Source organism: Streptomyces sp. GESEQ-35 (assembly GCF_017948485.1).
In the GTDB taxonomy this organism is placed as follows: Bacteria; Actinomycetota; Actinomycetes; order Streptomycetales; family Streptomycetaceae; genus Streptomyces.
Genome location: NZ_JAFFSX010000017.1, coordinates 1 through 13,796, shown reverse-complemented (window position 1 = coordinate 13,796; position 13,796 = coordinate 1). Strand labels below are relative to the sequence as shown.

Genomic DNA, 13,796 nt, shown 5'->3' with positions numbered 1-13,796 from the left:
ACGTGGGCTGACGGCGCACTCTTCTTCGGCGCTGCCTCAGCCCTACGTGGTTCGGTACGCCCGGAGAAAGGTCCGCACTCCCTCGACGACGAGTGGCCGGACGCGGGGGTCCTCCGCGGCATTCGCAGAGCCGAGCCTGTCCAGCGCGACGCCGAAGGCAAGCGCGATGAACTGGTCGGCCGCGAGCCGGGGGTCGGGGACGTGGAGCAGCCCGGCCGCGGCGAAGGAGGCGAACCGCTCGGCGATCGCCTCGTCGGGGGTGTCGGCCATGGAGTTGTAGCCCCGGTGCGGCAGGTGGTCGGACTCCGCCCGGACCAGTCGTTGCAGCGTTGCGTACTCCGCCGAGCCGAGCATCTCGGTCGCGATGCGCATCGAGAACGTGACCAGGGCGTCCTCGAGGTCGGCGTCCTCGGCGAGGCCGGTGAGAGTGTCGTCGAGGGTGCGCCGGATCCTGGTGATCATCGACTGGCCGACGGTGTCGACGACCGCTTGCAGCAGCGTCTGCTTGTCGCCGAAGTAGTCGTAGACCGTCCGCTTGGACACCTCGGCCCGGGCGGCGACCGCGTCGACGCTGGACCGGTCGAAGCCGTCGGCGAGGAACAGTTCCCGGGCCGCGGTGAGGATGGCGGCCCGCTTCTGCGCGGACCCCTCGCGCAGTGTCTTCGTGGTCGGCGTCTTCGTGGTCGGCATGGGCACATCCTAACCATTCTGCACTGCACGGTGTAGTGCAATGGAACGGCGGTCGGGGAAGCCCTGTCCCGTGACCTCCGACGTGGAACTCGTCGCCCCGCACCCCTGACCGGCGGGGGTCCAACCCCCGATCAGGGGATGTCGGCAGGACGGCAGGGCCGGGAACCGTGGGCCCCACACAGTGATCACGTGCAGAGAGCCGAGGCACCATGGAACACAGACTCCGTCCGCCGAGCCGACGCGGCATTCTCGCCGGTGCCGCCGCGGGAGTCGCGACCGTATCCCTCGCCGCCTGCGCGAAGGAGAAGGACAGCGGCGGCAGCGGGAGCGGCGGTGGTACCGGAGACCTCGATGTGATCGTCATCGGCGCCGGAGTCGCCGGTCTCGGCGCGGCCCGCGTACTGGCCGACGGCGGAAAGAAGGTCGTCGTCGAAGCCCGCGACCGCATCGGCGGCCGCATGTTCACCGACCACACCTCGATGTCGGTCCCGATCGAGTACGGCTGTCAGCTCATCCACGGGGCCAAGGCCTCGACCTGGGACCTGGTACACAAGGCGAAACTCAAGACCCATCACGTCACCACCGTCGCCAGCCGTAAGCAGCCGGGCGACCCGTGGGTGAGGTCCGAGCGGCAGGACGGCGGCCTGTTCGGCCAGCCTGCTGGAGCCATTCCGCCCGAATACAAGAACTACCGTGTCATCGGTGGCTACGACCAGGTCCTCGTTCCACTCGCCGACAAGCTGTCCATCCGGCTCAACACCGTCGTCAAACGTGTCGAGTATTCGTCGTCCGGAGTCGTCGTCAACGCTGTACGACGGGGCCGCCCGGTCACCTACAAGGCCCGCGCCGTGGTGGTGGCCGTCCCCGTTCCCGTCCTGGCCGCCGACACCATCGAATTTGCCCCGCCCCTGCCGGCGAAGAAGGTCGAAGCCTTCAAGGCCGTACCGCAGGACCCCACCATGAAGGTGATCCTGGAGTTCGACCACCCGGTGATCCCCGAGGATGCCGACGTCGTCCAGGACGCTTCCGTGCCGTGGTGGCTGGTGAACGGCTCGAAGGGGGAGCCTGGTTACAAGGGGCAGATCTTCGTCGTCGTAGCCGATTCTCCTGAGGACACCAAGCGTCTGCTGGCATTGCCCCGCGAACGGCGCCACAAGGAAGTCCTCGACGTGATCCGGGAAATCACCGGCGACCCCAAACTCCAGCCCGTCAAGGTCGCCGAGCACGAATGGGCCAAGGACCCGTTCGCTCGCGGCGCCCTCTCCCCCTACGACGTCCCAGAAGCCGACGCGATCTACGAGCCGAACGGCGGCACCCTCTACTGGGCCGGCATCATCACCGAATCGGTCAACACCTCTCGCGACCACGGCAAGAAGGTCGCCGCTCAAGTGCTCAAGCAGCTCGGCGGGCGCTGAGGAGGCCGATGCTCTTGGGCGCCCAGGCGTTCATGGCGCGCATCAGCCCAGATCCGAGTCCTCGCCCGGCAGCGGCACTGGGCAGGCCTCGGCAAAGCCGGCCGACCGGCTCACCTGCTCCCACGTGGTTGCCTCGGAGAGCCGTCGGCGCGCGTGGTCAACCGTCATGTCCGCGGCGTTCACACCGAGCAACAGATGTCCGGGAACCTGGCCGCGTCGCACCGTACGCACGATGGTGAATCCATTGTCCTGGGCGGCTGCCGATGGCCATGTTCGGCCGTTGGTACCCGCCGCGAAGCCGGGCGAGCCGGGTGCGTTCACGGGCCGGTACGGCCTGGGCATGCAGCGCGCGCTCGTGCTCATGTGCTTCCTCGATCTCTGCGAGCTGCTGCTTCAAGTCCCGCCGAGCCTGCACGAGTTGCCCCACAAGTACCGATGGAGCAGGCGGCCGGGAGGCGGCGGTTCCGGGAGCGCTCGGCGAGGGCGTACAGAGTGGCTGTCGGGGCGACCGCGATCTCCAGGACCAGCGCGGCGGGCAGGGTCGGTGCGAACACTGTCAGCGGGAATCGGCGTCTTCGTGGTCGGCATGGGCACATCCCACCGTCCTACACTGCACGGTGTAGTGTAATCTCGGGATCGTAGCGGATGCCGCACCCGTACACCCGCTCCGCCCTGCGCAGCCATGCGTACGGCCGGCCCCTTACTCGTCGGTTACTCGCCCGGCACCGACGGAAAGGACGTCCATGAGCGCGACCACCGCACCCCTGGCTCCCCCGGTCCGTATCGGTAAGGCCGCTGTCTGGGCCCTCGGCATGCTGGCAGTCGCCACCGGCGCCCTGGAGTCGGTGGTGACGCCGACGCTCCCGCTCCTGCAACGCGAACTGGACATGAGCCCGACCGAAGGGGCGTTACTCAGCATCGTGCTCCTGATCACCGGCGCACTCGTCACACCGGTCGCAGGCAAGTTCGGCGACCGCTACGGCGGAAAACGAGTCCTGGTCCGGCTGATGGCGGTGGTCTCGGCCGGCGGCCTCGTGTCCGCCCTCGCGCCGAACCTGCCCGTGCTGCTGCTCGGCCAGGTACTGCAAGGGGCGATGGTGGGCGCGCTGCCCCTGTCGTTCATCCTGGTGCGCAAACACCTCCCCGCGGGAGAGTCGAAGGTGGCCATCGGGGTGGTCAGCGGGTTGTTCGTGGGCGGCGGGATGGCGGGAACGCTGTCGGCCGGACCCGTGGCCGAAGGGCTGTCCCGGCACTGGATGTTCGCGCTGCCGACGATCGCGGTCATCGGCGCCACCATGCTGGTGAACAGGCTGATGCCGCACGATCCGCCGGGCCGGTCGGACGACGCCGGAGTCGACTGGCCCGGCCTGCTTCTCCTGAGCGGGACGCTGGTCACGCTCATGCTCGTGCTCGCGACGGCGCCCGACATCGCCTCGCAACCACTCGTGCTCGGCGCCCTCATCGCGGTCCTGACCGCCTTCGTGACCGGATGGATCGCCGTCGAGCGCCGTGCGGCCTCACCGATGGTCGATCTGCGCATGCTGGCCCGGCCCGCGATGTGGAAGTCGTGCGTGCTGACGTTCGTGATCTGCCTCGGCACCTCGCTGGCGGTCTATCTCGTCCCGCAACTGTTCGCGGTGTCCACCGACGCGTACGGCTTCGGTGCGAGCGCCACCGAGATCGGCTTCTTCCTGCTGCCCGGCGCCGTGGCCGCGTCGCTGGCCGGGCCGATCGGCGGCATCGGGGCGCGGCGTTTCGGCTCGCGTGCCGTGGTCACCGCCGGGATCGTCATCATGGCCACCGCCCTGATCGCCCTGGCAGCCGCGCACACCGAGATCTGGCACCTCGTCATCGGCAAGCTGATGATCGCGCTCGCCAACGGCCTGTGCGTCACGGCGCTGGTCACCACCACCGCCACATCCGTCGATCAGAGCGACACCGGCATTGCCACCAGCCTGGTCCTGGTGACCCGCGTGCTCGGCTACGCCGTGGGTGCGCAGATCGGTGGTGTGCTCCTCACCGCCGGAACCCCTTCCGGATCGGATGTCCCGGCCGAATCGGCCTTCGTCACCGGCTTCGTCATAGCCGGCGCCATCACGGCGCTGTCCCTGCTCGTCGCCCGCACCATGAGCAAAGGAGCCAGGGAATGACCCGCACCGATCTGTCGAGGGATATCCGTCCCGCACCGAGGCGCAAGGTCCTGATATCCGGGGCCAGCATCGCGGGCCCCACCCTCGCGTTCTGGCTGAACCGCTACGGATTCACGGTCACGGTGGTCGAAAAGGCGGGCACAATTCGTGACGGTGGCTACCCCATCGACGTACGCGGCACCGCACTCGAGGTCGTCCGGAGAATGGGAATCCTGCCGCGACTTCGGGACGCGCACATCGACCTGCGCCGGCTGACCTTCCTCGACGAGGACGGCAGCGAGGTGGCCTCGCTCAACCCCCACACCGTCACCGGCGGTGTCGCAGGACAGGACATCGAGGTGCGGCGTGGGGACCTGACCAACACCCTCTACACCGCGGTCCGTGACGACGTGGAGTTCCTGTTCAACGACTCCATCGACACCCTCGACCAGTCCGGCCACGGCGTCGACGTCACCTTCCGCGGGGGCAACAGCCGTACGTTCGACATGGTCATCGGCGCGGACGGCCTGCACTCACGTACCCGCGAGCTCCTCTTCGGCCCCGAAGAACAGTTCCACCGATACCTCGGCTACTGCTTCGCCGGATTCACCATGCGCAACACCTTCGGCCTCTCCCACGAGACCACGATGTGGAACACCCCGGGCAGAGCCGCGGCACTCTACGCCGCAGGGGACAACGACGAAGTGCACGCCTTCCTGAACTTCGCCCACCCGGAACCGCCCTTCGACGCGTTCAGGAACCCGCAAGCCCAACGGGACCTGGTCGCCGCGGTCTTCGCCGACGCGGGATGGGAAGTCCCCGGCATGCTCGCCGCCATGCGCGACGCGGACGATCTGTTCTTCGACGTGGTCAGCCAGATCCGCATGCCCCGCTGGTCCAGCGGCAGGGTCGCGCTGCTCGGCGACGCCGCATACGCACCCTCGTTCCTCACCGGACAAGGCTCCAGCCTCGCACTCGTCGGCGCGTACATGCTCGCCGCTTCCCTGGCCGACCAGGACCACACCACAGGCTTCGCCGCCTACGAACACCACACCCGTGACTTCGTGACCATGAACCAGAAACAGGTCGGCAAGGGCGACGCCACACTCTTCCCCACCACCGCCCAGGCCCTGGACCAGCGCAACGACATGCTGCGCAAACTCAGCACCATGCCCGCCACAGAGGAACGACCGGCCCACTCGGCCCTCACCCTGCCCGAACTCATGCCCATGACGTAACTCAAGACACGCGCACTGATCTCCCGCGCGCCCGGTCGTTGCCCGATCGGGCGCCAATGTTTGCCCCCACAGCCTTCGCCGTGCACCACCACCCGCGTGTATCAAGGAAGTTCGCGACGTCAACCGTGGGGATGAGTGCTCAGTGCGGACGCAACGCAACAACAAGCCAGGCGAGGAGAGGGCGCCGGACCAGGCCCCCGCCGCCACGCGAGAAGCGTCGTCCGCCGCACAGGGATGGGACGTGTCAGCGCCGCAGGATCTGCTCGCGCTCCAGAGCACGGTGGGTAACGCAGCCGTGGTCCAGATGCTCCGCCAGGCCGGCCAGCAGCAGGCCCGCGAGGAGCACCAGCACAGCGACAGTTGCGGCCACCAGAGCACGGCACAGCCCTCCGTACAGCGCTCCGCCGTCCACAACGTCCTGCGCGCCCCCGGCCGGCCCCTGGACGACGCCGCCCGCACCGACATGGAATCCCGCCTCGGAGCGGACTTCTCCGACGTCCGCATCCACACCGACGGCGCCGCGAAGGCCTCCGCCGCCGAAGTCGGCGCCAGCGCCTACACCTCGGGCAGCCATGTGGTCGTCGGCGAGGGCGGAGCCGACAAGCACACCCTGGCGCACGAGCTGACGCACGTCATTCAGCAGCGGCAGGGGCAGGTCGCCGGCACTGACAACGGTGCGGGCCTGCGAGTGTCGGACCCTTCCGACCGGTTCGAGCGGGAGGCGGAGGCCAGCGCCCGTCGGGTGATGAGCCGCCCCGCCCCACAGAGCGCCCACTCGGACGCCGACGCACCCTCAGCGCCGGGCGGTGGGGACTCCGCGTCGTCGCTCCCCGTGCAGCGGGTCTTCCAAGGCGGCCTGAAGGGTTACGACACCGCTCAGGCGATCAGGGAGCTGAAGCAACAGGTCCCGGGGTCGACGCCGAAGCGGAGTGAGGTCAACGCGGCACGTACCGGCGCCACGCCCTACGACAGTCTCGGCGCCCTCGCGTCGGCGCTGGGTCTCCAGCCGCCGCAGCAGACCGGGGACACATCGGCTCCGGGGATTGTTCCGGCGTCCACCACGGCGGCGCCCACCACTGCGGAGTCCACCACCCCGGCGTCGACCACCTCGCCCCGCCCCCCGCGGCCGGTGCCCAAGCCCAACCCCAAACCGGCCAGGCTCACCATGGCCGGGCAGCAGTCGACCTCCGCGGCCACCCAGCAGCAGATCCCCCCGACGCCGGCCCCGGCACCGCACGTCCACACCACCGAGCCTCCGGCGCCGGTCGAGGAGCGGGAGAAGGGGGTCGCCGAGCAGGTCTCGGTGGAGGGCTTCGCGGCGAACTCCGCGCAGGCGCGGGGCGAACTGGAGCAGGAGCGGGCCGCTCCCCGCAAGTACCTGCGCCGACGGGCCGCAAGCCAGTTGAACGAGACGGTGTACAAGCAGATGGCCGGCTCCGTGAAGATCAACAACAAGAACCAGGTCATGCCGCACCTCATCGACCAGCTCTACAGCTGCCTGGAGTGGACCGGCCGGGCACCCATCGCGGTCTTCACCCATGAGGCCCAGGGCAAGGGCGACCTGATGCTCGGCGTCAAAACCGCCGACGCGCTCCGCGAGAACTTCCCGCGGACCGAGGCGAACAAGAACGACATCGCACTGCTGACCGCCGCGGCAGCGCACAAGAAGCAGCCGGGTGTCTTCGAGGACTCCGGCCACCCCTTCACGGTGCTCGACGGCGTCACTCCCGACGCTCCGCAACTCGCTTCCGGCGAGGCCCCCACCCACGCGATCGTCGCTCCGCAGCTGGCCGCGACCAAGAACTTCCAGAAGAGCGTCAGCAATTGGGGCAGTACGGTCTCCGCGATGACCGAGTACTCCAAGAAGGAGTCCCTGCCGCCGGGCGCCGCCGGGACCGGCCACACCACCGGACTCGGTGCGGGAGAGGTCGGCATCACCTTCGACGCCGGCCTGCGGGCCTACAAACAGAACCAGGACAGCATTGCGGGCGAGGAGAACAAGCGTGCCGCCCGGCTGGAGAACCTCCAGGCGCTGAAGTCCAAAGACCTACTGACCGCGCTCTTCCCGGAGGACCAGGAGCAGGCGGCGAAGCAGTATGCCGCCGCCGCCACTTCCCGCCTGTACTTCGCCTACTCCAACAAGAGCGCGATACGGTTCGCGCTCACCGTCGCCGAGGTCGAGAACGGCAACAACAACGACGTGCACGTCGTCCAGTCCTCGCCTAACCAGATGCCGGCGCTCGACGACACCGTAAAGCGCGACCTCGCGCGGCTCGGGGTGGCCAAGGTCCGGCTGGTGGAGGTGTCCTCCCAGAGAGAAGCCCCGACGATCACGGTCCAGGACACCGGCGGCGCCGGCAAGGCGATGCACTGGATCACGACCGACCGGGTCCCGCACGACGACATGCTGACACTGATCAAGGCGAGCGAGCCGATCGTGATGACGACCGGCAACCAGAGCACCTCCGAGGCACTGTCAGCCGGCAAGACCATCATGTACGAGAGCATCGGCATGGAGCAGAGCAAGGCTTTCCGGCAATCGCTGTACGTCGGCGCCGGGGTCAAGCAGCCGGACATCGACAGCATCGCCGCCGTCAGCCGGGACTACGACCAGCGGGGCACACCGGGCCCCGGCCAGCCCCAGTTCAAGGCCGCGGCGGCAGCTCTGCAGAGTATGCAGCAGGAAGACAAGATGGGCGCCTTCAGCGACAGGGCCTCCGCCACCAAGGACCTCGGCCGCTGGATCGGCGGACAGCACCTGCGCGACTTCCTGATGAAGACCGAGCTCGCCCCCGATCTGAAGAGCAGCGAAAAGAAGCTCACATCGGACTACAGGAATGCCAACGCCTACAAGAGCTTCGTCGACCACCTCCTCGGACTCCCGGGCAGCGAGTAGGAGCTTTCCCGGCCGGCGGGGCGGCACCCATCGGATGCGATCTCGCGCCGGAGTTCCGGACCACCGGCGCGAGATGCCTACCGCCTCATCGCGACGTCAGGCCGGCGATCCGCCACAGACCGTCGCTGCCACTACCGGTGGTGTACGCGTCCCCGGACGCCGCCAGTGAGAAGCTGAAGGTGTTGATCCCGACGATGTTGGTGACGTGGGACTGCACCCCGGTGGCGGCGTTCACCCGCTTCACCTCGCCGGCGACCATGAAGTAGACCAGACCGTCGCCGCCGACCGAGATCGACGTAGGTTCGTAGGCCTGGCTGGCCAGCACACGCGTCGTACCGGTGGCCACGTTCGTCTGCAGAATGCGGCCGGTCATCATGTCCGCGGTGTAGGCGAGTCCCGCCTTGTCGAACGCGAGGCCATAGGAGAAGCCGAGCCCCGTGGCCACCACTCGTGCGGTACCGCCGTCCGGGACGGCGACGATCTCTCCGTTGCCGTCGGTGACATAGGTGGTGGTGCCGAAGCGGGCCACGCCGAAGAGCGAGGGCAGGCCGGCCGCCAGGGTACGGCGACTGCCCGTGGCGAGGTCGACCTGTTGAAGCATGCCGTCGAAGTTGGTGATGTACGCGCTGCCGCCGGCGACGGCCACTCCCCGGAGGTTGCCGAGACCGGTGGTGACCGTGTCGAGCGCTCCGCTGGCCAGATCGAGCTTGAGCAGATCGCCTCCCGAGTACGCCAGATACACCGCGCCGGCGTTGTCGGGGGCGATGGCGACCGGGGAGCCGGCCGCCGGCGCGATCCGCACGCAATCCGTGGACGGGCACTTGACGTCACCCGCCGCGGCAACTGCCGGAGCAGCGAGGCTCATTGTCGCCCCTGACGCCAGTAACGCGCCGAGGGCCAGCGCCACACCCAGCGCGCGCCCGCGTCTGCTGAGCGAGCGGGCGGGACGGTCGAGCGGGAGTCGCGTCGCGGTCCTAGATCTAGATCTCATCATTGAGTCCATCCGTTCCTGTCCGTCGACGATGGGTGCGCCCACGGGATCGCCGTGGGCACTGCACTTGGTACGTACCGGGGGTACGGAGAGGTAAGCACAACCGCTCACACAAAACAGCAGCGTCGTCGGACGATGGGTGCAGCAGGCGGAGTTGGCGACGGCATGGCCACGGGCTACGGCTGGGCGAGTCGGTCGAGGGCGTCGGTGAGCGTGAGCTCGCCGTCGTCTTTGGCGTCGTTCCACCGTGCCAGAGCCCGGACCGGGGGTTGAGAGACAAGCCGAGATCAGGTCGCGGTGTCGAGCACAGCCTGTGCCGCCCGACGAGCGTGGAGCGCGGCGTCGGTGTCGCCGGTGAATGTGGCTATGGCCATCGCCCCGTCGAACAGCACCGCCAACTGCGCCCCCACCGCGTCCGCGTCCCGTATGCCGGTCTTCGCCACCAGTTCGGTCAGCAGCTCAAGCAGGGCCTGCTTGTGTGTTTGCACCGCGGTGACGACGATCGGTGATGCGGCGCCCGCTTCCCCGAACGCGCCGGCGAACACGCAGCCGTGGAAGCCTGGTTGGCGAAACCAGTCGTTCAGAAAGTCGAAGGGGGCGAGGGCCTTGGCCACCGGATCCTCGATCGCGCCGATCCGTTGCCCGATCGCCGCGCGAGCCGTCAGGTCGCGGCGGGCGAGGCAGGCCGCCAGCAGCGTGTCCTTGGACGGGAACATCTGATAGAGCCGCTTCAGCGGCACCCCCGCTGTGTCCCGGACGCGCCGCATCGTCACGGCCTGGACACCATGGGCGTAGAACAACTCATCGGCGACCGCGACCACATGAGCGCGCATTGTGTCAGCCATGGTCCGCCTGCCTCGTCCAACACGCGTGTCCTGAAATCGGCGTCAGCATCTGCCTCACCCTAGCGTCGGCTTGAGAACTGCGGTTCTCACCACTATGGTCCCAAAATCGAGCAGTCATGCTCCGGCTCGTCAGACGGTCCGGGGCACGTACGTCACAGAAACGCCGTAGCGGACTATCGGGGGAAGCCGTGCTGCGTATCCACTTCAGCGCCGGAGACTTGGCCCGCACCAGGATCGCCGAGGAACCGGACCCATTATGGGAAACCGTCCTGAGCCTGCACCAACTCCGCGAGAAGAGGCGGGAACCGGTGCTCGACGACTGGCGGCGCCGCAGGTGCGAGCGCGGTGTGCGCGCGCTGCGGATGCTGTCGCCGCTGATGCCACCGCGCGGCTACTTCCCGGACTTCCTCACTCCCGCCGAGGCGTCGGGCGGGCTGGAGTGCGGGATCGACGCTGTGCTCGCCACTCCGCGTCGCCAACTGCGCACCGAACTCGGGCTGCTGTCGGCCCGCAATCCGCTGCCACACTGGGCCCGGCAACTGGCCGACGGCCAAGCGGGCACCCTGCACCGCCTGGGCCGGGCCCTGCGCGAGTACCACGCCTCCGTCCTCGAGCCCGCCTGGCAGGACATCGCCTCCCACATCGAGGGCGACCGGCGCCACCGGACCGAAACCCAAAGCCGCCTCGGCACCGAAGAGATGCTGCGCACCTTCGCGCCCGTGCTGCGCTGGCAGCCCCCGGTCCTGTCCGCCGACTACCCCGTCGAACGGGACGTGCACCTTCAGGGGCGCGGACTGCTGCTCGTGCCCTCCTATTTCTGCCGCCACACGCCGGTGGCCCTCCTGGACGAGGCCCTGTGGCCGGTCCTGGTCTATCCCGCCCGACCGCCCTGCCCCGAGGCGCTCGCCGCCCCGGGCGCCAGGCTGGCGCCGCTGCTCGGCCACACCCGGGCGGCAGTCCTGCAGGCACTCCAAGAGCCCCGCACAACTGGCGAGTTGGCGCGCTGCGCCGGAGTCTCTCTGTCCTCCGCGAGCGAGCACGCCTCCGTGCTGCGCCGCGCCGGACTCGTCGCCAGCACCAGGGAACGTCACCGCATGCACCACACGCTCACCCAACTCGGGAGCCATCTGCTCACCGGAGTGCTGGTGGGCTGAGTTGGCGTCACACGCCTCTTACCTGGTTGGGCGCGGCTCCATCTCAGGGAGGTGCTGAGCCGGGCTCTTGCCCAACTCGGCGGCTGGGCGCGAGAAGCAGCCGGAGGGCGGAGTTGTAGGTCGGGCGACTACCCGAACATGCGTCCCATGTCGGGGCTTTCGCCGGTTCGCCCGACGGACCGCGCCCGGCTGACCCGAGCACCGCGAACGACGAGACCGCAGGTCGACGCAGGTCAAGGGCTCCCTGAGATGGAGCTGCCCCCATTTGACCTTGCGGGTGTTGATGCGGGAGGCGCCTGGGCGGGAGGAGCCCATCCCCGCTTTTGCCCCGCTGCTGGACACCCTCGACCTGGACAATGTCGTGGTCACCGCCGATGCCCTGCACACTGAGCACGACCACGGCGCCTACCTGCGGATGCTGGGCGCCCACTACCTCGCGATCGTGAAGAAGAACCACCCCGGTCTCCACGAAGGGGTCCGCACTCTGCCCTGGCGGGACATCGCTCTGGACCACTACGACCGCACCCGTGCCCACCACCGCGTCGAGATCCGCCGCCTGAAGACAGCCGCCTTCGCCCACCTCGACTATCCGACGCCCGCCAGGCCCTCCAGATCGTGCGCTGGTGAAGGGAGTTGTCCACCGGGAAGCTGACCATCGAGCGCGTCTACCTGATTACCAGTCTCGCCCCCGGCCAGGCATCCGGCGACCAGCTCGCCGCGTGGATCCGTGACCACTGGGGCACCGTGAACCTCCTGCGCCACGTCCGCGACCGCACCTACCGCGAGGACGACTCCAAGATCCGCACCGGCCAACTACCCCGCACCACGGCCTCCTTGCGGCAACCTCGCCATCGGCGTCCACCGCCAGAACGGCGAGACCAACATCGCCGCAGCCCTCCGCCGAGCCGCCCGCGACTACCACCGGCCCCTATCAGCCCTCGGACTTACCTGACGAACCCGGACAGAACCCGATCATGCAATGACCCTGGGAGCTGTCGATCAATAACTCTGCGGTTTCGTGCCGGTCTTGCCGATGAGGTTGGCGGTGTCTTTCGCGGTGGGTGCGGTGATGGGTGCTGGGCGAACGCGGCGGTCGAGGGCTTCCAGGATGGGGGTGATCTCGTGGAGGGCGTCGCCGACGGCGGCTGCGGGTGAGCCGAGCAGGGCGGTCAGGACGCGGATCTGGGTCTTCCAGCGGTGGCGGATGACGGTGACCAGCAGTCGGTCGGACAGCGACAGGGGCCCGCGCCGCAGGGTCCGGTGCCGGGCTCGCTTGTGGTGCGGGCTGATCGGTGGGTGGTCGAGGAGGTATTGCACGACCGCGGCCGGCAACTCGGTGAACGCGGCGTGCTCCAGGCCGGTGAGGGTGGGGTGGTGCAGCCAGTCGGGTGCCCGGTCGTCGGGAACGGTGTCCTTCGCGGGACGCCATCCTTCGGGAGCCTCACGTTGACCGCACCGATGCAGTAGGCACTGCTGTTTCGGGCAGGACCGAAACACCTTTCTGCCCAGGTCAACTACTCCGTAAAGTCCCCGCATGTCGTTTCCACTAGCCAAGCGAAATGAGGGTAAATGATCAGGAAAACGCTCATGCTCGCCGCCGCCGGTCTCATGACCATCTCGACCGTGAGCGCCGCATCCGCGCTGGAAGGACCGGCGTTGACGGGGAAGGCGTCATGTCCGCCGAAGTACGTGTGCGTGTGGGACAACAACAGCTTCTCCGGAAAGCCGAAGTGGAAGTCCGAAGGCGACCTGAACAAGGACGTGTTCTCAGCCAACGGCCTCTCCATCCTCAACAACGGAAAGCGGCACCCGGGCGGCGACCACATCCGCTACAAATACACCTACCGACCGAGCGGAAAGGCAGTATCGGGCTGTCTGCATTACCCCGGCGACACTCCGAACAGCAAGCGGACCTACGCCTCTGGGGTGGTCCTCAACTATGCGCAGTGGGGTGGCGAATGCTGAAGAAGGCCGGGATGCGTGCGGTGACTGGGCACATGACCCAGTAGTCGACCGCGTCCGTCGCCACCACGTCAGGGGCCCGGTGACACGGAAGGCGTCGTGTCCGCCGAGAACGTACGTATCTGGAACAACACGTCGCATGCGGGAACCCCCACAGCGGAGCCATTCCCGCTAACATTAGAGGTTGTCCCGTAACCGGTGGGGCGGTTGGTGCGTTGGCCTGGCATGGGTGGGGTGATCTCAGCGGATGATCCGAAGTGGATCGAGCCGTTCTCCGGGCTGACAGAGGTGCAGTTCGTCAAGCTGGTGGCGTTGGCGCGGCGCCGTGGTGGCGACGTTCAGCGGGGCCGCCCCTGGCGGCTACCGCTGGCGGACCGCGTGTTGCTGGTGGCGCCGCTGTTCGGGGTCCCGAAGTCCGCGGCCGACCGTATCCTGGACCATCTGGCACCTCTGCTGGATGTCTCGCCGGCCCGCCC

11 protein-coding genes and 3 pseudogenes are annotated in these 13,796 nt (G+C 68.4%); 8 read left to right on the top strand and 6 right to left on the bottom strand.

What is annotated here, in order from left to right; all coding sequences use genetic code 11:
* Positions 1–42 precede the first annotated feature (42 nt).
* Positions 43–690: a TetR/AcrR family transcriptional regulator gene (locus KCH87_RS28875; protein WP_210589224.1), complete on the bottom strand. Its 648-nt coding sequence runs from the start codon at positions 688–690 to the stop codon at positions 43–45.
* Between the two features lie 209 nt (positions 691–899).
* On the opposite strand from KCH87_RS28875, the gene KCH87_RS28870 reads away from it, so the two are divergent.
* Positions 900–2,105, top strand: coding sequence for an FAD-dependent oxidoreductase (locus KCH87_RS28870; protein ID WP_210589223.1), 1,206 nt, complete (start codon positions 900–902; stop codon positions 2,103–2,105).
* Between the two features lie 42 nt (positions 2,106–2,147).
* Here the strand turns inward: KCH87_RS28870 and KCH87_RS49355 are convergent, their stop codons facing one another.
* The gene (locus KCH87_RS49355) at positions 2,148–2,468 is read right to left on the bottom strand and encodes a hypothetical protein (RefSeq protein ID WP_247197025.1); all 321 of its coding nucleotides are present in this window, start codon (positions 2,466–2,468) and stop codon (positions 2,148–2,150) included.
* Positions 2,404–2,683, bottom strand: a pseudogene (locus tag KCH87_RS49350) (two-component sensor histidine kinase); the annotation flags it as partial. The pseudogene KCH87_RS49350 and the gene KCH87_RS49355, both read right to left, overlap by 65 nt.
* Positions 2,684–2,848: 165 nt before the next feature.
* Here KCH87_RS49350 and KCH87_RS28860 point away from each other — a divergent pair.
* The 3 genes from KCH87_RS28860 to KCH87_RS28850 all read left to right on the top strand — a co-directional run bounded on the left by KCH87_RS28860 (position 2,849) and on the right by KCH87_RS28850 (position 8,368).
* Positions 2,849–4,255 carry an MFS transporter gene (locus KCH87_RS28860; RefSeq protein ID WP_210589222.1) on the top strand — a complete coding sequence of 469 codons (1,407 nt, stop codon included), beginning with the start codon at positions 2,849–2,851 and terminating at the stop codon, positions 4,253–4,255.
* Positions 4,252–5,472, top strand: coding sequence for an FAD-dependent monooxygenase (locus KCH87_RS28855; protein WP_210589221.1), 1,221 nt, complete (start codon positions 4,252–4,254; stop codon positions 5,470–5,472). The genes KCH87_RS28860 and KCH87_RS28855 overlap by 4 nt, the downstream gene beginning before the upstream one ends.
* A 241-nt stretch (positions 5,473–5,713) precedes the next feature.
* On the top strand, positions 5,714–8,368 hold the full coding sequence (locus tag KCH87_RS28850; RefSeq protein WP_374199051.1) for a DUF4157 domain-containing protein: 2,655 nt from the start codon (positions 5,714–5,716) through the stop codon (positions 8,366–8,368).
* An 85-nt stretch (positions 8,369–8,453) separates the two neighbouring features.
* Here the strand turns inward: KCH87_RS28850 and KCH87_RS28845 are convergent, their stop codons facing one another.
* Both KCH87_RS28845 and KCH87_RS28840 read right to left on the bottom strand, forming a co-directional pair.
* Complete coding sequence (locus KCH87_RS28845) at positions 8,454–9,233, bottom strand: hypothetical protein (RefSeq protein WP_210589220.1); 780 nt, start codon at positions 9,231–9,233, stop codon at positions 8,454–8,456.
* Between the two features lie 413 nt (positions 9,234–9,646).
* Positions 9,647–10,204 (bottom strand): TetR/AcrR family transcriptional regulator, encoded by a 558-nt coding sequence (locus KCH87_RS28840; RefSeq protein WP_210589219.1) that lies wholly within the window; start codon positions 10,202–10,204, stop codon positions 9,647–9,649.
* A 188-nt stretch (positions 10,205–10,392) separates the two neighbouring features.
* Between KCH87_RS28840 and KCH87_RS28835 the strand changes: the two genes are divergently transcribed.
* Together KCH87_RS28835 and KCH87_RS49345 are read left to right on the top strand one after the other, a co-directional pair.
* Positions 10,393–11,358 carry a DUF5937 family protein gene (locus KCH87_RS28835; RefSeq protein WP_210589218.1) on the top strand — a complete coding sequence of 322 codons (966 nt, stop codon included), beginning with the start codon at positions 10,393–10,395 and terminating at the stop codon, positions 11,356–11,358.
* 265 nt (positions 11,359–11,623) lie between these two features.
* Positions 11,624–12,010, top strand: coding sequence for a hypothetical protein (locus KCH87_RS49345; RefSeq protein WP_247196986.1), 387 nt, complete (start codon positions 11,624–11,626; stop codon positions 12,008–12,010).
* Positions 12,011–12,357: 347 nt separating this feature from the next.
* Here the strand turns inward: KCH87_RS49345 and KCH87_RS28825 are convergent.
* Positions 12,358–12,762 (bottom strand): annotated as a pseudogene (locus KCH87_RS28825) (ISAzo13 family transposase); the annotation flags it as partial.
* A gap of 183 nt (positions 12,763–12,945) precedes the next feature.
* Here KCH87_RS28825 and KCH87_RS28820 point away from each other — a divergent pair.
* Complete coding sequence (locus KCH87_RS28820; protein WP_210589217.1) at positions 12,946–13,323, top strand: peptidase inhibitor family I36 protein; 378 nt, start codon at positions 12,946–12,948, stop codon at positions 13,321–13,323.
* Positions 13,324–13,545: 222 nt separating this feature from the next.
* A pseudogene (locus KCH87_RS28815) lies at positions 13,546–13,796 on the top strand (IS5/IS1182 family transposase); the annotation flags it as partial.

Coding starts and splice junctions, on each gene's coding strand:
- KCH87_RS28875 (WP_210589224.1), bottom strand. CDS start 690: ATGCCGACCACGAAGACGCCGACCACGAAGACACTGCGCGAGGGGTCC.
- KCH87_RS28870 (WP_210589223.1), top strand. CDS start 900: ATGGAACACAGACTCCGTCCGCCGAGCCGACGCGGCATTCTCGCCGGT.
- KCH87_RS49355 (WP_247197025.1), bottom strand. CDS start 2,468: ATGAGCACGAGCGCGCGCTGCATGCCCAGGCCGTACCGGCCCGTGAAC.
- KCH87_RS28860 (WP_210589222.1), top strand. CDS start 2,849: ATGAGCGCGACCACCGCACCCCTGGCTCCCCCGGTCCGTATCGGTAAG.
- KCH87_RS28855 (WP_210589221.1), top strand. CDS start 4,252: ATGACCCGCACCGATCTGTCGAGGGATATCCGTCCCGCACCGAGGCGC.
- KCH87_RS28845 (WP_210589220.1), bottom strand. CDS start 9,233: ATGAGCCTCGCTGCTCCGGCAGTTGCCGCGGCGGGTGACGTCAAGTGC.
- KCH87_RS28840 (WP_210589219.1), bottom strand. CDS start 10,204: ATGGCTGACACAATGCGCGCTCATGTGGTCGCGGTCGCCGATGAGTTG.
- KCH87_RS28820 (WP_210589217.1), top strand. CDS start 12,946: ATGCTCGCCGCCGCCGGTCTCATGACCATCTCGACCGTGAGCGCCGCA.